Annotated in this window: 13 protein-coding genes and 2 pseudogenes; 6 read left to right on the forward strand and 9 right to left on the reverse strand. The window is 71.5% G+C overall.

What is annotated here, in order from left to right; genetic code table 11:
- Positions 1 to 16: 16 nt before the first annotated feature.
- Positions 17 to 1,426 carry an RICIN domain-containing protein gene (locus tag N4G66_RS13570; protein WP_261704323.1) on the reverse strand — a complete coding sequence of 470 codons (1,410 nt, stop codon included), beginning with the start codon at positions 1,424 to 1,426 and terminating at the stop codon, positions 17 to 19.
- Positions 1,427 to 1,608: 182 nt separating this feature from the next.
- A complete protein-coding gene (locus N4G66_RS13575) occupies positions 1,609 to 2,538 on the reverse strand; it encodes a LysR family transcriptional regulator (RefSeq protein ID WP_261704324.1) in 930 nt (309 codons plus the stop codon).
- 157 nt (positions 2,539 to 2,695) lie between these two features.
- Here N4G66_RS13575 and N4G66_RS13580 point away from each other — a divergent pair, with 157 nt between their 5' ends.
- Positions 2,696 to 3,523: an oxidoreductase gene (locus tag N4G66_RS13580; RefSeq protein ID WP_261704325.1), complete on the forward strand. Its 828-nt coding sequence runs from the start codon at positions 2,696 to 2,698 to the stop codon at positions 3,521 to 3,523.
- 83 nt (positions 3,524 to 3,606) lie between these two features.
- Here the strand turns inward: N4G66_RS13580 and N4G66_RS13585 are convergent, their stop codons facing one another.
- Positions 3,607 to 4,209 (reverse strand): nitroreductase family protein, encoded by a 603-nt coding sequence (locus N4G66_RS13585; RefSeq protein ID WP_261704326.1) that lies wholly within the window; start codon positions 4,207 to 4,209, stop codon positions 3,607 to 3,609.
- A gap of 358 nt (positions 4,210 to 4,567) precedes the next feature.
- On the opposite strand from N4G66_RS13585, the gene mmuM reads away from it, so the two are divergent.
- A complete protein-coding gene (mmuM, locus tag N4G66_RS13590; RefSeq protein WP_261704327.1) occupies positions 4,568 to 5,494 on the forward strand; it encodes a homocysteine S-methyltransferase in 927 nt (308 codons plus the stop codon).
- Positions 5,495 to 5,776: 282 nt separating this feature from the next.
- On the opposite strand, the gene N4G66_RS13595 is transcribed toward mmuM, so the two are convergent.
- Together N4G66_RS13595 and N4G66_RS13600 are read right to left on the reverse strand one after the other, a co-directional pair.
- On the reverse strand, positions 5,777 to 7,516 hold the full coding sequence (locus tag N4G66_RS13595) for a carboxylesterase/lipase family protein (RefSeq protein ID WP_261704328.1): 1,740 nt from the start codon (positions 7,514 to 7,516) through the stop codon (positions 5,777 to 5,779).
- Between the two features lie 245 nt (positions 7,517 to 7,761).
- Positions 7,762 to 8,445: a ThuA domain-containing protein gene (locus N4G66_RS13600; protein ID WP_261704329.1), complete on the reverse strand. Its 684-nt coding sequence runs from the start codon at positions 8,443 to 8,445 to the stop codon at positions 7,762 to 7,764.
- A 117-nt stretch (positions 8,446 to 8,562) separates the two neighbouring features.
- Between N4G66_RS13600 and N4G66_RS13605 the strand changes: the two genes are divergently transcribed.
- Positions 8,563 to 8,976 (forward strand): VOC family protein, encoded by a 414-nt coding sequence (locus N4G66_RS13605; protein ID WP_261704330.1) that lies wholly within the window; start codon positions 8,563 to 8,565, stop codon positions 8,974 to 8,976.
- A gap of 9 nt (positions 8,977 to 8,985) precedes the next feature.
- On the opposite strand, the gene N4G66_RS13610 is transcribed toward N4G66_RS13605, so the two are convergent.
- From N4G66_RS13610 to N4G66_RS13625, 4 genes and pseudogenes are all read right to left on the reverse strand, one after another.
- Entirely contained in the window at positions 8,986 to 9,726 is a 741-nt protein-coding gene (locus N4G66_RS13610) for a helix-turn-helix transcriptional regulator (RefSeq protein ID WP_261704331.1), read from the reverse strand.
- Positions 9,727 to 9,855: 129 nt separating this feature from the next.
- A pseudogene (locus N4G66_RS13615) lies at positions 9,856 to 9,992 on the reverse strand (AraC family transcriptional regulator); the annotation flags it as partial.
- Positions 9,993 to 10,012: 20 nt separating this feature from the next.
- Complete coding sequence (locus N4G66_RS13620) at positions 10,013 to 11,182, reverse strand: YihY/virulence factor BrkB family protein (RefSeq protein WP_261704332.1); 1,170 nt, start codon at positions 11,180 to 11,182, stop codon at positions 10,013 to 10,015.
- A gap of 54 nt (positions 11,183 to 11,236) precedes the next feature.
- A complete protein-coding gene (locus N4G66_RS13625; RefSeq protein WP_261704333.1) occupies positions 11,237 to 12,451 on the reverse strand; it encodes an RNA-guided endonuclease InsQ/TnpB family protein in 1,215 nt (404 codons plus the stop codon).
- Positions 12,452 to 12,551: 100 nt separating this feature from the next.
- On the opposite strand from N4G66_RS13625, the pseudogene tnpA reads away from it, so the two are divergent.
- From tnpA to N4G66_RS13640, 3 genes and pseudogenes are all read left to right on the forward strand, one after another.
- Positions 12,552 to 12,905, forward strand: a pseudogene (tnpA, locus tag N4G66_RS13630) (IS200/IS605 family transposase); the annotation flags it as partial.
- Between the two features lie 109 nt (positions 12,906 to 13,014).
- Positions 13,015 to 14,649, forward strand: a complete 1,635-nt coding sequence (locus tag N4G66_RS13635; RefSeq protein WP_261704334.1) for an acyl-CoA dehydrogenase family protein — start codon at positions 13,015 to 13,017, stop codon at positions 14,647 to 14,649.
- 258 nt (positions 14,650 to 14,907) lie between these two features.
- On the forward strand, positions 14,908 to 16,203 hold the full coding sequence (locus tag N4G66_RS13640) for a GAF domain-containing protein (protein WP_391858808.1): 1,296 nt from the start codon (positions 14,908 to 14,910) through the stop codon (positions 16,201 to 16,203).
- Positions 16,204 to 16,355: the final 152 nt, after the last annotated feature.

Raw genomic sequence — 16,355 nt, forward strand, 5'->3', positions numbered from 1 at the left:
TCGGCGATTTGCTGATTCAAGTGCCGCGTGTCCACTGCTGGTTGGTGCCCGTGCTGCAGGTGTACGTGATCAGGGCCGCGGAGTTGGCGGTGGACGCGCCGGACACGTCCAGGCACTCGCCGGACGCCCTGGCCTTGAGAAGCACATAGCTGCCGGAGGCCGTCACCGACCACTGCTGGGTGGTGGCGCCGGCGCAGTTCTCCTGGGTGACGCCGGTGGCGTTCTCGGTCAGGCACAGGGAACTGCCCCGGCCCATCAGCTCGTAGTAGCCGCTGCCCAGGGGCTTGAACCAGAACTTCTGGTTCGCCCCGCCGTTGCAGGTGTACTGGGCGAGCGCGACCCCCTGCCACAGCGACTGGTTGGGCACGTCCGCGCATTTGGCGGAGTGACGTGCCGTCAGGGTCTCGTAGACGGCGCTCGTTCCGCCGATGGTCCCGGCGGTTGTGTCGACGGTGATCTCCGGGGACCAGGACAGGGACATCGTGGTCGTCGTCGGGAAGGCAACCGGCAGCCAGACGTACCGGGAGTCGTCGACGGTGCCGCCGAAGGAGTTGCCCCAGCGGTCGCCCATGTAGAGGTACGAGGTACCAGAAGTCCCTTGCACGGGAAGGACGTACGCGGTCTGCGAGCCGTATGCCGTGGAGTCGCCCACGTTGGTCATCGCGGTCCAGGGGCCGGCGAGCGAGGTGGCGGTGGCGTACTGCTGCTGGTTGGGGCTCCAGCCGGTGGCGGCCGAGGTCAGCATGAAGTAGACACCGCCCCGCTTGAACAGCGCGGGTGCCTCGCGGTGTCCGCCGTGCCAGGGGTCGGCGACCAGCGCCGCGATGCCGGTGTAGTCGGCGGTGAGCCGGTAGATCTGGAGGTCGTAGTTCTCACGGGCCGCGGAGACCATGTAGCCGGTGCCGTCGGTGTCGACGAAGGTCGTGATGTCGCGGGACATGTGCTGGCCGAGCGGCTGGAAGCTGCCCTGGTACGAGTAGGCGCCGTCCACCGTGTCCGAGACGGCGACGGCGGCCCGCGCCTCGCTGTAGTCGACGCCGTTCTCCTTGTGCATCCACATGACGAACTTGCCGGTGGACGCGTTGTACATGACCTTGGGCCGCTCGATGTAGGCCGTGCCCAGCTCGGCGGCGCTCGACCGGGTCAGGACGTGGTTGCGGAACTCCCAGGTCTTCAGGTCTGTGGAGCGGTAGGCGTCGACGTACTTGAAGGTGTTGTCCGCGTTGCGGTTCTCGCCGAACCAGTAGTAATAGCTGCCCACCTTGACGACCCCGCCGCCGTGGGCGTGCAACGCGGAGCCCGAAGTGTCGGTGAACTGCGTGCCGTTGGTGATGGTCTGGGCCGCCGCCCGGGCGGGCCCGGCGGCGAGGAGTCCCCCGGCGACCGCCAGACAGAGGGCGACGAGGAGGGCGTACAGGCGTCTCACGTTGCTCGTACCATTCAGGCGACTCGTACAACTCATGCGGCTCATGCGGCTCATGCGGCTCATGCGGCTCATGCGGTGACCGTCCGTCCGGTATGCCGAACACAATCTGCGATTACGAACGTTGCCGCCGAAAAAAGTAAGCGCGTACTACGACGAGGTCAACGGGGTGGACGGGACCGGTCCTACGGGGTGGGGCTCGTGGGGCGGCCGGGATGACGCCCCGAGGCGAGACGGCTCGCTTCCGCGTAGGCCCGGACCAGCGGACGCCGGTCGTCCGCGCGCCAGGCGAGCGCCAGTCTGCTCGGGGCGATGCCGAGCACCGGGCGGGTCACGACACCGCCCCGCGTGAGCAGCGGCGCGTTCCCCGCGGCGAGCAGGCAGACACCCCGGCCGTCCACCAGGGCCTCGTACGTCTCGTCGGCGTTCGCGACCTGGGCGCCGATCCGCGGCGGGCGCCCGGCGCGGTCGTCCAGGGCGAGCCAGTACGCACGCAGCACACCGGCGGACTCGGGGATGGCGATGAACGGTTCGTCGAGAAGGTCCGCGAAGTCGATCTCCGGACGGTCCGCGAGGGGATGCGTGTCCGGCAGCGCGACATGGCGCGGCTCCTCGGCGACCACCACCCACGCGTAGCGCTTCTCGTCCGGCACCGGCAGCCATACGAACGCGACATCCACCGAACCGTCCGCCAGTCCGGCGCTGGAGTCCGCCCAGCTCACCTGCCGCAGTTCGATCCTGGCGGCCGGACACGCCTCGCCGAACCGGGACCGGATGGCCGGCAGCAGACCGCCCCGCCCCGGGCTCGTACTCATACCGACGACCAGGGTGGCCAGTTGATCGGCCTTGGCCCGCTCCACGGCCTCGGCCGCGACGACCCATTCGGCGAGCACCCGGCGCGCATGGGGCAGCAGCACGGAACCCACGGCGGTCAACCGAACTCCCTGATGGTCCCGTTCGAACAGCTCCGCTCCCAACTGCCTTTCCAGCATGCGGATCTGTTTGCTGAGAGCGGGCTGCGAGATGAAGAGGCGTTCGGCGGCGCGTGTGAAGTGCAGTTCCTCGGCGACGGCGACGAAGTAGCGCAGGTCCCGCCCGTGAACGTCCATGGCCATATCCATGGGTTATCACGAAGGGTCTTGGACGGGCGAGCGGGCGCGGGACGAGACTCGACTCATCGGAAGCGACACCGTACGAAGCCGGGCACCGTGCGGAAGCGGGACGCCGCACGGACGCTGGACGCCGTACGAAGCAACGATCAGGGAGTCGGACATGAGCAGGGTGTGGCTGGTAACAGGGGCGAGCAGCGGTTTCGGCCGGGCGTTCACCGAGGCGGCGGTCGGGCAGGGCGACGTCGTGGTGGCCACGGCACGCAGGCCCGAGGCGCTGGCCGATCTGGTGGTCGCTCACCCCGACCAGGTCGAGGCGCTCGCCCTCGACGTGACGGACCCGGCGGGCATCGACTCCGTCGTGTCCGATGTCGTCGAGCGGCACGGGCGGATCGACGTGCTGGTCAACAACGCGGGCCGCACCCATGTCGGCGCCGCCGAGGAGACCACGGACGCGGAGCTGCGGTCCCTTTTCGAGCTGCACTTCTTCGGGCCCGCCTCGCTGGTGCGGGCCGTGCTGCCGCACATGCGGGAGCGGCGCTCGGGAGCGATCGTCCAGATGAGCAGCATGGGCGGGCAGATGACGTACCCGGGATTCTCCGCGTACTGCGCCACGAAGTTCGCGCTGGAGGGATTCTCCGACGCGCTGGCGGCCGAGGTCGGGCCGCTCGGCATCAAGGTACTGATCGTGGAACCGGGCGCGTTCCGTACGAACCTTATGGGCGGGGCCGGCACGAGCGAGGAGATCGCCGACTACGCGGACACGGTCGGCCCGACCCGGCGGACCGTGGCCGCCGGTGACGGGAACCAGCCCGGCGACCCCGCGAAGGCCGTCGCCGTGGTTCTGACCGCCCTCGCCGACGACCGCACTCCGCTGCGACTGCCGCTCGGCGGCGACGGGGTGGACGCCGTCCTCGGTCACCTGGACACCCAGCGCGCGGAGATCACGGCCTGGGAGAAGGCCGCGCGGGACACGGCGTTCGCGGTGTGAGACGTCGGCGAGGGACCGAGTTCGCCGCGGTGATCCGCAGTCCGCGCGGGCCAGGGGCACGGTCGGTCTTCCCGTTCGGCGTTTCAACTGTGCAGGCCCCAGTGACCCCGGTGGACGACCTCGGCCGCCCCGCGTCGGCGTTCCGCGATACGGGAGCCCTGCGGGGGAACGTCGTCCGCCCGGTAGCCGACCGTGATGCCCCCTATCGGCGCGTACTCCTCGGGGACCCCGAACTCGGTGCGGAAGGGCTCCAGATGATCGGGCATGATCCCGAAGAAGCAGGCGTCGAGGCCTTCGTCCACCGCGCTGAGCAGCATCATGAGGGCGGCCATCCCCGTGTCGATGTACCAGTACGGGGCGGGCCAGCGGGCCTCGGCGCGGTCCTCCCAGCCCTTGTCGGACTCGGCGTAGCGCTCCAGATAGGCCGCCTTGTGGGCGAGCGGCACGACGACCAGCGGGGCGTCCTGCATGGTCGGCGTCTGCTCGGTGCGGGTGGGGACGAACGGCCAGAACCGGGCACGGTCGGCGGGGTCGGTGAGCGCCAGGAACGCCCAGCCCTGGGAGAAGCCGGCCGACGGGGCCCGCAGGGCGGAGGCGAGGATTCTCTCCACCGCCTCGGGGGCCAGCGGCTTGTCGGAGTAGTGCCGGATCATGCGACGGCGACGGACCACTTCGGAGAATTCCATGTCGCCTGATCCTGCCAGGGGCCGGGCCGACAGCGACCGGGCGCCGTCCGGATCAAGCCTCGTTCGCCGACACACCGGAGGACCGGCAGACCCACAGCCCCACAGCCCCACAGCCCCGCAGACCGGCAGACCGGCAGACGACGGACCGGCAGACGACGGACCGGCGGACCGGCGGACTGGCGGACGGACGGTTGTCGCGACCCCGGCGTCACGGGCGGCACCGGCCGCCGGAATCGCGAGCGCCATCGCCTCCCGAGAGTCCCGCTGCCGGGCAGGTCCCGTGTCTCACTCGGCGGGACGGCCGCTCAGCAAATGGACGGGGCCGGGCGGGGCGCCCCGGATCGGCTAGCGTCGTGGCATGGCCAGCGACAACGCCCTCACCCTCGCCGCCTCCTTGTCGTCCGGCACGGTCGTACTCGACGGAGGCATGTCCAACCAGCTCGAATCGGCCGGATACGACCTGAGTGACGCGCTGTGGTCCGCGCGGCTGCTCGCGGACCGGCCCGAGGCGATCGTCGAGGCGCATCTCGCCTACTACGAGGCGGGCGCGGACGTGGCGATCACCTCCAGCTACCAGGCGACATTCGAGGGATTCGCGCGGCGCGGAATCCCGCACGAGCGGGTGGCCGAAATGCTCGGCCTGAGCGTCGAGTCGGCGCGCGAGGCCGTCCGGCGCGCGCACGCGAAGGGCGTCGCGCGGCCGTTGTGGGTCGCCGCGTCGGTGGGCCCGTACGGGGCGATGCTCGCGGACGGTTCGGAGTACCGGGGACGGTACGGGCTGAGCGTCGCGGAACTGGAACGGTTCCACCGGCCGCGCCTGGAGGTGCTGGCCGCCGCCGCGCCCGATGTACTGGCCCTGGAGACGGTCCCGGACACGGACGAGGCGCGGGCGCTGCTGCGGGGGGTGCGCGGGCTCGGCGTACCGGCGTGGCTGTCGTACAGCGTGGCCGGTGACCGTACGCGGGCCGGGCAGCCGCTGGAGGAGGCCTTCGCCCTGGCCGCGGAGGCGGACGAGATCGTCGCGGTCGGGGTCAACTGCTGTGCCCCCGAGGATGTCGACGCGGCGGTCGCCACGGCCGCGCGCGTGACCGGAAAGCCGGTCGTGGTCTATCCGAACAGCGGCGAGGTCTGGGACTCCCGGGCCCGCGCCTGGACCGGCGGCTCCACGTTCACGGCCGGGCAGGTCGGCGGGTGGGAGCGGGCGGGGGCCCGGCTGATCGGCGGGTGCTGCAGGGTGGGCCCGGAGGCGATCACCGGGATCACAGCGGCACTGCGAGCCGCCTAGGGCCTGTCTGACCATTCCCGCCGGGCCCGCGGCGCCTGGCACCGCACTCCCCCAAGCCCTTCGAGCAAGGGGGACCCCTACGCCGCGCTGTCGGGCACGCCCGAGTACGCCCAGTACGAGGGCGCCCCTCCGCCTTGCGACGCACGGCACCGGACGCCGCGGTCCGATCCGACGTGAATCGTCAGACAGGCCCTAGCCGACGCGCGGCACCCCCGAGCACCCCCGGCTCACAGCCGCCGGGCTCGGAGCCGCACTGGACCACGGCCGGACTCACTACCGGACTCACTGCCGCCCTGCGCCACCCGAGCGGCGGAAGCGTCGTACGGCCGACAGCGGTGTCGCGATGCGCGCCGAGGCTTCGACGGACGGGAGCGACGTGGGCGGGCCCTCCACGGAGCCGGCCGGATTGTCCGCAGGCTCGTCGGCGGGTTTGTCCGCAGGCTTGCCCAAGGGCTTGACCGCGGGGCCGGCCGCGGGCTTGGCTGCGGCTCTGGCCGATTCGGCTTCCCACAGGGCGAGTTCGCGGTCGCGCGGGCCGTGCGCGGTGTGCGGGTCACCGGCGCCGAAGATCCGGACCGGATGCGAGGCGTCCCAGGCGGCCCACCCCGGGTCGCCGTCGACCGCGAACCGCACCCACGCGCCGTGCATGGCGTCCGCCAGCTCCTGCGGGGCGCCCTCCCCCGCGAGCTTCGCCGATTCCGGGGTACCGGCGGTGTCGAAGACGAAGCCCAGTTCCAGGGCGTGACAGGCACCGAGGCCGGGCACGTTGGACGGCCAGGCGAACTCATAGACGTGCGCCGGGGCCCGGCCGCCGGGGACGTCCGCGTCGAGGGACGCGGTGGGCCGGCCGCTGCGCGCCTCGGCGAGGCGGTGCAGCGGGACCCGCAGGAGATGATCGGTGATCATCTGGCCGACGAGATCGGCGGTGCCCCCTTCCGGGTGGATGGCGCGGTAGCCGCGAGGCACCTCGTGGCCGCAGTGGCAGCGGGCCATCGCACCGGCCAGGGCGACCGGGCCGAGCCGGTCCACACGTTCCAGGAGCCCGCCCGGCACGAGCCACAGCCGGTACTCGTCACGGGTCCAGCCGAGCAGGAGGCCGACGTCCGGCGCGGCGCCCTCGATGAGCGCCTCCAGCGGGTCGCGCGGCACGAGCTCGCCGTCGACGACGATGCCGAAGGCGGGACCGCCGAGCACGGGGCTGCTGAGTCTGCCCACGTCGGCCTGGGTGCGCAGGAGCAGATCGCGGTCGACGGCGGCGAACGCCTCCGCCGTCGCGGGGATCTTCAACCGGGTGGCCATCCTGCGCACCATCCGGCGCACCTTGTCCCGGTCGCTCGCCTCGGGCGGCCCGCTCTGCAGGACCGCCCGGTGGAACAGGCCCTGGGCTCGCGGGCTCGCGAGCAGCGCACCGATGCTGATGGCTCCGGCGGACTCGCCGAAGACGGTCACCCGGGCGGGGTCGCCGCCGAACCGTGCCACGGACTCCCCTACCCACTCCAGAGCGGCAAGCTGGTCGCGCAGCCCGGGGTTGGCGGGCGCGTCCGGGAAGAGGCCGTAACCCTCCACACCCAAGCGGTAGTTGACGGACACGAAGACCACGCCGTCGCGGGCGAAGGCGCGCCCGTCGTACACGGGCACGGCCGAGGAACCGCGGGTCAGGGCTCCGCCGTGGATCCACACCATGACAGGGAGCCGGGCGTGGGGATCCGGCTCCGGAGTCCACACGTTCAGATTGAGGCAGTCGTCGCCGGGCACCACGGGGTCGGCGAGGAGTCGGGCGAACGCTTCGGAGTACGGCGGCTTCGGCGGCGTCGGCCCGAACGCGCCGGCGTCCCGGACCCCGTCCCAGCGCTCGGGCGGCACGGGCGGGCGGAAGCGGCGGGCGCCGAAGGGCGGGGCGGCGTACGGGATGCCCCGGAAGACCGCGATCCCGTCCTCGTACCGGCCGCGCACCGCTCCGTACGGGGTGGCGACCACCGGGTCCTTCGTCGCCGCAAACGGATCCACCGTGTCCACCGCCATCCGGGACCAGCTCCTCACCGTCGCGCGTCGTAAAGATCAGAGCACCACATCACTTCCGGGTATTCCTGCGGATGTCCCCTGTTCGGCCGATATCGCCGTGCGGCACGGTCCGGCGAGCCGGGCCCGAACCGGCCCGTACCTCTGTACGGCGAGTGAGCGTGCCTGGTCCGATCCGGCCCGCGCCCTTGTGCGGCGTGGGTCTGCGTGCCTGATCCGAACCGGCCCGCACGCCTGTGCGGCGTGGGTCAGCGCGTCGGCTCCGGACCGGCGGCCGAGGGCCTCCGCGCCGCCCAGAGGACGCCGCCGAGCAGATGTCCGCGGAAGTCCGGGTCCTCGTACGCCCGCGCGGCATGTCCGAGCGCGGTGTAGAAGACCCGGCCCGCGCCCTGTTCCCGGCACCACACCAGGGGATGGTCGTCGCCCATTCCGCCGCCCTCGTAGGAGGTTTCGTCGGCGGAGGCGAGTACACGCACCGAACCGCGCGGATTGGAGCGGAAGTCGTACCACTCGTCCGTGAACTCCCAGACGGGCGGCAGGTGCCGGGTCGCGGGATGTCCGTGGTCCTCGACAAGGACCCTGCCCGGCTGAAGGTCCGGGTGCCGGTCGAAGCGGGCGCCGAGCAGTTCGCCGTAGTGGGGCCACTCGTACTCGGTGCACGCGGCGGCGTGCACCCCGACGAAGCCGCCGCCGCCGTCGACGTAGGCCGCCAGCCGGTCGCGGCCCGTCGGCGTCAGCACCTCGCCGCTCGTGGACAGGAAGACGACCACCGCGTACGGGTCGAGGGGTGCCTCGAAGACCGCGGGGTCCTCGGTGGCGTCGGCCGCGAAGCCGTGCGCGTCACCGAGGGCGCGCACGACGGCGACGGCGGCCGGAATGGAGTCGTGCCGGTATCCGGTCGTACGGGTGTACACAAGAACGCGAAAGGCCATGCCCGGAGCCTAGGGCGGCCCCTGCTCCGGGCGGTACGGCGGACGGCTGACAAGGTGGGGCGGGAGGTGTCCGATTCGTTCAAGACCGGCGGGCCGCGGCCCGCCTACGGTGACCGTATGACTCCAAGATTCGATGTGATCGGCCTGGCGGTCTCCGACATGGCCGCCTCCCTCGCCTTCTACCGACGTCTCGGGCTCGTCTTCCCCGAGGGTGCCGAGAACGATCCGCACGTCGAGGCCGAGCTGCCCGGCGGGCTGCGCCTCGCGCTGGACACGGAGGAGACCATCCGGTCGTTCCATGCCGGGTGGCGGCCCCCGAGCGGCGGCGGCAGGATCTCCCTCGCGTTCCTCTGCGACAGCCCAGCCGAGGTCGATTCCGTGTACGAGGAGCTCGTCGCCGCTGGCCACCACGGCGAGCTCAAGCCCTGGGACGCCTTCTGGGGCATGCGGTACGCCGTCGCGCACGACCCGGACGGGAACGGCGTCGACCTGTTCGCCCGCCTGCCCGGGCAGCAGGACCCGGCACAGTAGTCCGGCTCCCTACCGGAGTCCGACTCCCTGCCGGTGAGCGACCAGTTCACCGAGGGTCGCTCCCGCCAGCTCCCGCACGTCCCGGGCCAGATGGGCCTGGTCCGCGAACCCGGCCCGGAGGGCCGTCTCGGCGAAGGGCACGCCGTCGCGGGCGAGGGCCAGCGCCCGTTGCAGTCGCAGGACGCGGGCCAGGGTCTTGGGCCCGTAGCCGAACGCGGCGAGCGATCGGCGGTGCAACTGACGTGCGCTCAGGCCAAGTCCGTCGGCCGTCCCGGCCACCGGGCGGCCCGCGTCCAGGGCGGCCACCACCTCCCGGAGCAGCGGATCGGGGGGCTCGGCGTCGGCCGCCCGGAGCAGCGCGACCTCTTCGAGCGCGTCCACGGGGTCCGCGGCCCCGTCGATCCGCGCGGTGAGCCGGCGCACGTCGGAGGCGGGCCACAGGTCGGTCAACTCCACGCGCCGGTCCCGGAGTTCGTTCGCCGGTACGCCCAGGTAGGCGGGCGCGGTGCCGGGGAAGAAGCGGACGCCCGCCCAGCCGCCGGACACCCCGTCCGGAACGAAGGGCCGCGTGTCAGGACCGGCGACGAGCAACCGCCCCTCGGTCCACAGCAGATCCATGCAGCCGTCGGGAAGGACGGCTCCCCGAGCACCCCCGGACTCGTCCCCGAACCCGGGACCAGACCCAGGACCGGGCAGGTCGCGGCTCCACACGACCGCGCCCCGCAGCCGGGACGCCCGTTCCGCGTACATGGACGCCAGGCTACGCCGAGCGCGCCCGGCACTCCTGCAGGCCGACGCCGTACACCTGCTCGAACGCATTCGGCAGGGTGAAGGCGCTGCCGTAGCCGGACGTGGCGGGTGATCGTCTCAGGCGCGTGCGCCGCCCGGCAGAATCATGGCCTGCGGCGGGGTGCCGGGGCCGTCGGGGCCGAGGTGCGGGTCGGGGCCGCGCGTGATGGCGAGGTCACCCGCCGCCGCACCCGCTCCGGTACGACCCGGGCGTCACCGCGAACCACCGCAGATCCTCAGATCGGGCTCACTCCCCTGGAGGGTGCTCCTCGCCGTTCTTGTGGGTGCGAGGGGTGTGATGGGTGTTCTTGACGTGCGTGCGCAGACGGGACGTCACGTCCTCCGGGGGCAGGAAGCGCGACCAGCGTTCCGGGAACTCGGAGGGCATGTCGGGATCGTCGGGATCGGCGTCGTAGGAGCGGTGTGCGGCGACACGGGCCACGTACTCGGCGGCCTGGGCCTCGCGCAGCCGCTCGTTGGCGGCACGCGCCGCGGCGGTGGCCGCGGCCGGCCAGACCCGGTCGATGGCGGCGTTGACGGCCGCGCCGACCAGGACGGCGAAGGCGGCGACACCGATCCACAGCAGGACGGCCACCGGTGCGGCGAGCGAGCCGTAGATGGTGGGGCCCTCGATGGCGTTGGTCAGGTAGATGCGGAGCAGGAAGCTGCCGAGCACCCACATGGCCAGGGCCACCAGGGCGCCCGGGACGTCCTCGACCCACGGGGAACGGACGGGGACGGACACGTGGTAGAGCGTCGTCAGGAAGGCCACCGACAGGACGATGACGACCGGCCAGTACAGGACCTGCACGACGGTCGTCGACCACGGCACGACGTGCACCACGGCGTCCGGGCCCGCCACCATCAGCGGGAGCAGGACCGAGCCGATCAGCAGTGCCACGATGAACAGCAGGAACGACATCATCCGGGTCTTCACGATGCCCCGGGTGCCGTCGAGGCCGTACATCACGGTGATGGTGTCGACGAAGACGTTGACCGCGCGCGAGCCCGACCACAGGGCGAACAGGAAGCCGAGGGAGATGATGTCGGGCCGGCCGCCCTTCATCACGTCGTGCAGGATCGGCTCGGCGATCTGGTGCACGCCCTTCTGCGTCAGCACCCTGCGGGAGGCGTCCAGGATGTTGGACTCCACGCTGGCGATGGTGTCGGCGCCGGTCCAGGCATCCACGTATCCGAGCAGCCCGACCATGCTCAGCAGCAGCGGCGGCACGGACAGGAGCGTGAAGAAGGCAGCCTCGGCCGCCAGCCCCAGGATCCGGTACTCCATGCACGAGTTGACGGTGTCCTTGATCAGCAGCCAGGCGGTCCTGCGCTTGGAGACGTTCCGGTAAAGCGCGCGAGCGCGGTGAAAGCGGCCCGAGCGCGGCCGTTCAGGTGTTTCTTTTGCCTGGTGCACGCCCTTACGGTAGCGGTGTGACTCCTCCCCCGGTTGAAGCCGGGGGGCTTCTCGTTACACCAGGTCGGCGTCGCGACGGACCAGCCCGGCCCGTAGAACGTTGATGGCTCCGACCGTGTCGGCGTGCGCGGTGTGGCCACAGGCGACGCAGTGGAACTTTTCCTGTGTGGGCCGGTTCTCCTCGGCGGTGTGCCCGCAGTGGGGGCAGGTGCGGGAAGTGTTACGGGGGTTCACGGCGATCACTTCCCGTCCGGCGCTTTCAGCCTTGGCGTGCAGGATCGTGAGGAACACCCCCCATCCGGCGTCAGTGATGCCGCGGTTGAGCCCGGCCTTCGCGGTGGCCCCGTTCGGCAGGAACGCGCCCGACCGGCCGGGGTCGGGTTTCGGTGCGGGGGCCCTGCTCATGTTGCGGATCTTGAGGTCTTCGTGCGCGATGACATCGTGTGCCCGGACCAGGTCGAGTGCGGTCTTGTGCGCGTGATCCAGCCGCCGACGCCGGACCTTGCCGTGCAGCTCGGCGACCTTCTCCACGGCCCGCTGGTGATTGGCGGTGCGGTCATTGGCCTTGCAACGGGGGAACCTGGACAGGGCCTGCTGCGCGGCCTGGAGTTTCGCAGTTGCACGGCGGCCGTGGCGCAGGTTGGGTACGAAGGCGCCACCCGAGTCGGCGAGGAAGTTCGCGATGCCCAGGTCGATCCCTGCCACGCTGCCGGTCGCGGGCAGCGGCTGCGGCCGTTCCTGTTCGGCGGTGAGCACGACGAACCATTTACGGCCCTCGCGCTTGACCGAGACCGTCTTGACGTGGCCGGTCACCGGACGGTGCTGGTTGACCTTGACGTGGCCGACGCCCTGGAGGCGGACGCGGGTGACCGGGTCGTGCGGCGTGGAGTCCCAGCGGCAGCCGTCCCCGTCCTTCGGGAACTCCACCGTGTCGAACCAGTTCACCCCACGAAAGCGCGGGTAGCCCGGGGTGTCGCCGGACTTGACGCGGCGGAAGAACGCCTGCATCGCCTTGTCCAGGCGGCGGAGAGTGGCCTGCTGCGAGGAGAAGGACCAGCGGCCCTGACGCTCCGGGTCGAACGCCCGGATCCCCTTGAGCTGCACGGACTGCACCCCGTACCCGACGGTGCTCTTCGAGACATGCCGCCAGGCGTCGCGGCGCTCCTGCAAAGCCCCGTTGTAGAGGGAGCAGTGATCGCGCAGCATCTCGGCGAGCGCCTGGGCCTGGCGGACGGTGGGCCGCAGCAGGAACTTGTACGCACGGATCATCCAGCCCACCCCCTCCGGTCGAGTTCGCTCGATCCTACTATCTTGGCTCATATCACTTGATAGAGAACCAGATCCTCATATGAAATGAGGAAATGACGCAATCCACCACCTTCGCGCCCACTTGGTGTTCGTCACGAAGTACCGGCGTGAGATCTTCGACGGTGAGATGCTGAGGCGCTGCGAGGCGATCATGCGGGACGTGTGCGAGAGCTTCGGCGCCAAGCTGCACGAGTTCGACAGTGAAGGCGATCACGTCCACCTGCTCGTGCACTACCCGCCGAAAATCGCCCTGTCCAAGGGCGTCAGCTCCCGACACCTGCGGGCGGAGCACACCGGCCGGATCAACCGGACCGGCACGCGGTCCGTGTTCTGGTCCCCGTCGTACTTCGCGGGATCCCGCGGCGGCGCACCGCCGACCATCGTCCAGGACCACATCGAGAACCAGAAGCGGCCGGTCCGATCGTCACCCCGCAGCGCAGAGAACTCCGGCGCTCCGTGTCTCCGGGCCAAGGATCGCGTTCCCGCCCGGCCTGAAGGCCGGGATTCCCTGCGAGGATCAGGGGATGGCAGCCAGCACCCACACTGTGACCAACCAGGCTCCACCCCTGGTCGGATATGACGTATTCGCCGCCGACCGGGCCCTCGTCGAGGCGGTCGACCGGCATCTCGATCCAGAGCTCCTCGAGGAGGCGCGCGAGGAACTGTCGGCACTCGGCCGGACGACCGGTTCCGCCCAGGTTCAGGAATGGGGTGCGCTGGCCAACGAGAATCCGCCGAAGCTGCGCACCCACGACCGCTACGGCAACCGGATCGACGAGGTCGACTTCCACCCGGCCTGGCACCGCCTCCTCGGCAAGGGTGTGTCCGCGGGGCTGACCACGGCCTGGACCCGCCCCGGCGGACACCTCAGGCGCGCGGCGGGCTTCGTGATCTGGACGCAGGCCGAGGCGGGCAACGGCTGTCCGCTGTCGATGACCCACGCGGCGGTGCCCGCGCTGCGCACCGACCCGGCGCTCGCCGCCGAGTGGGAGCCGCGGCTGACGTCCACGGTCTACGACCAGGAGCTGCGGCCCGCGTCCCAGAAGGCCGGTGCGCTCTTCGGCATGGGCATGACGGAGAAACAGGGCGGCAGCGACGTACGCGCCAACACGACCGAGGCACGGCCGCTCACCGAGGACGGTACGTACGTGCTGACCGGGCACAAGTGGTTCTGCTCGGCGCCGATGTCGGACGGTTTCCTCGTGCTGGCGCAGGCCCCGGGCGGACTGTCCTGCTTCCTGGTGCCGCGCGTCCTGGAGGACGGCACCCGCAACGTCTTCCGGATCCAGCGACTCAAGGACAAGCTCGGCAACCGTTCCAACGCGTCGAGCGAGGTCGAGTTCGACGGGACCTGGGCGCGCCGGGTGGGTGACGAGGGGCGCGGGGTGCGCACCATCATCGAGATGGTCGCGGCGACCCGGCTGGACTGTGTGCTCGGTTCGGCCTCGCTGATGCGGCAGGCCGTCGCGCAGGCGATCCACCACAGCACCTACCGCGAGGCGTTCGGCGGCCGGCTTCTCGACAAGCCGCTGATGCGCAACGTGCTCGCCGATCTGGCACTGGAGTCGGAGGCGGCGACCACCCTGGCGATGCGGCTGGCCGCGGCGTACGACGACGGGAGCGAGCAGGAGCGGGCGTTCCTGCGGCTCGCGGTGCCGGCCGCCAAGTACTGGGTGACCAAGCGGTGTACGCCGGTCGCGGTGGAGGCACTCGAGTGCCTGGGCGGCAACGGCTACGTCGAGGAGTCGGGCATGCCGCGGCTGCTGCGGGAGTCGCCGCTCAACTCCATCTGGGAGGGCGCCGGCAATGTGCAGGCGCTGGACGTCCTGCGCGCGCTGCAGCGGGAGCCCGGGGCCCTGGACGCGTATCTGCGGGAGGTGGGCCGGGCCCGCGGCGCCGACCACCGGCTGGACGGGGCCATCAAGAACCTGCTGACCGAACTCGCCGACCTGAACGGCATCGAGGCCCGCGCCCGCCGTCTGGTCGAGCGGATCGCGCTGGTCCTCCAGGGTTCGCTGCTCGTCCGGTACGCGCCCCCGGAGGTGGCCGACGCGTTCTGCGCCTCCCGCCTGGGCGGTGACTGGGGGACGGCGTTCGGCACGCTGCCGCACAGTCTGGATCTGGCCACGGTGGTGGAGCGGGCCCGGCCGGTGTCCTGACCCGGGCGCTGACGCGGGGGTGGTGCTGCGCCGACACGGCACCACCCCCTCGCTGGCCCCGTTCAGGAGCTCGGACACCGCGCAGGCGGCATCGCTGTCAGTTTCAAGGAACCTTGTGACCGTTGGCGAGAGTTGCAGACCGTTGCATTCCTTTGTGCACCTTGTGCGAAGGCCCGGCGGACCCGGCCGAGAGCAGGCACGATGTGGGATGACGGCGGTGTCGCGGCCCGTACGCGGTCCTGGTTTCGGGAGTGCCCTGTGAAGATCACATCGTTCAACCCCGCCCGTTTCGCCCCGTCGGACGCGTCCGAAACGGCCGGGCACCTCAAGGAGACCTGGGCCGCGTCCGTCAAGGGCGAACGCGGCCCGATCGCCCCGCGTCCGGTGATCGGACGGTCCTGGCAGAGAGCGAAACGTTTCGGCGTCCAGCCGGAACAGGGAACGGACAGTGTCCTGTTACCGGCGGACGAACTCGAACACCGCCGGACATCCACCGCGCTCGCCGAAGTGATGCCGACCCTGCACGGCGGACTCGGGGCGGTGGCCGACGCCTCCCTGCAGATCATGGTGGTCACCGACCCCGAGGGCCGGGTGCTGTGGCGCGAGGGCAACCCGGGGGTGCTGCGCCGGGCCGACGCCATCTGCCTGGAGGAAGGAGCGGCCTGGAGCGAGGACACCACCGGCACCAACGCCATCGGAACCGCCCTGTCGGCGGGCACCCCCGTCCAGGTGCACTCCGCCGAGCACTTCGTGCGCACCCTGCACGACTGGACGTGCGCCGCCGCGCCCGTCCACGACCCGCGCGACGGGCGGCTGCTCGGGATCATCGACGTGAGCGGCCCGGACAGCACCTTTCATCCCGCGACGCTCGCCCTGGTCGACTCGGTGTCCAGACTGGCCGAAAGCGAACTGCGCGCCACGCATCTGACAGCCATCGAGCGGCTGCGCGCGGTGGCTGCCCCCCTGTTGTGCCGGCTGGACGGCCCCGCGCTCGTGGTGGACGCCCACGGCTGGCTCGCCGCCGTCACCGGAATGCCGCCCGTGGACCGGGTGCCGCTGCCCGACTCCTTCGGCGCGGGCCGGAGCTGGCTGCCCTCCCTCGGGATGTGTGTCGCCGAGCCGATGCCCGGCGGCTGGCTGCTGCGCGTCACCGGTGCCGGCGACACGGGGAGCGCCGGCCGGGTGGTCCTCGAACTCGGCGACCCCAGGCGGCCGTACGTCACCGTCTCGGGCACGGCGGGCAGCTGGGCCCAGGATCTGAGCCCGCGCCACGCGGAGCTGCTCTACGTCCTCGCCGTGCACCGGCAGGGGCGCAGCGCCGCCCAGCTCGCTCTCGACCTGTTCGGCGACCCGACCCGCACGGTCACGGTCCGCGCCGAACTGTCCCGCGTACGCCGTCGGCTCATCGGGCTCCTCGACCACCGGCCGTACCGCTTCCGCGAGGAGGTGGAGGTCGAGGTGCTGCTGCCCGGCGACCCCCGGGACCTGCTGCCGCACTCGACGGCGCCCGCGGTGCTCGGAGCACGGGCACCGGCCGAACCGGCGCCGTCCTGAACGCGAGGAGGGGAGAAGCGAGCGTATTTAGTGAGCGTCTTCCGCGGTCTTTGTCCTGGCCGGGAGGTCTCTGCCGTAGCATCCCCTTCACAGGCCACCCCACCCGTCTCTCCGTCAACGCCCTCGGCGGGGGAGGCAGTTGGCCTATTCGG

The organism is Streptomyces rhizosphaerihabitans (assembly GCF_025399795.1).
GTDB classification, from domain to species: Bacteria; Actinomycetota; Actinomycetes; order Streptomycetales; family Streptomycetaceae; genus Streptomyces; species Streptomyces rhizosphaerihabitans.

Bases quoted from the DNA above. Each gene is read 5' to 3' on its own strand.
- mmuM (WP_261704327.1), top strand. From the start codon at position 4,568: ATGGCCAGCGACAACGCCCTCACCCTCGCCGCCTCCTTGTCGTCCGGC.
- N4G66_RS13605 (WP_261704330.1), top strand. From the start codon at position 8,563: ATGACTCCAAGATTCGATGTGATCGGCCTGGCGGTCTCCGACATGGCC.
- N4G66_RS13585 (WP_261704326.1), bottom strand. From the start codon at position 4,209: ATGGAATTCTCCGAAGTGGTCCGTCGCCGTCGCATGATCCGGCACTAC.
- N4G66_RS13610 (WP_261704331.1), bottom strand. From the start codon at position 9,726: ATGTACGCGGAACGGGCGTCCCGGCTGCGGGGCGCGGTCGTGTGGAGC.
- N4G66_RS13580 (WP_261704325.1), top strand. From the start codon at position 2,696: ATGAGCAGGGTGTGGCTGGTAACAGGGGCGAGCAGCGGTTTCGGCCGG.
- N4G66_RS13575 (WP_261704324.1), bottom strand. From the start codon at position 2,538: ATGGCCATGGACGTTCACGGGCGGGACCTGCGCTACTTCGTCGCCGTC.
- N4G66_RS13595 (WP_261704328.1), bottom strand. From the start codon at position 7,516: ATGGCGGTGGACACGGTGGATCCGTTTGCGGCGACGAAGGACCCGGTG.
- N4G66_RS13625 (WP_261704333.1), bottom strand. From the start codon at position 12,451: ATGATCCGTGCGTACAAGTTCCTGCTGCGGCCCACCGTCCGCCAGGCC.
- N4G66_RS13600 (WP_261704329.1), bottom strand. From the start codon at position 8,445: ATGGCCTTTCGCGTTCTTGTGTACACCCGTACGACCGGATACCGGCAC.
- N4G66_RS13635 (WP_261704334.1), top strand. From the start codon at position 13,015: ATGGCAGCCAGCACCCACACTGTGACCAACCAGGCTCCACCCCTGGTC.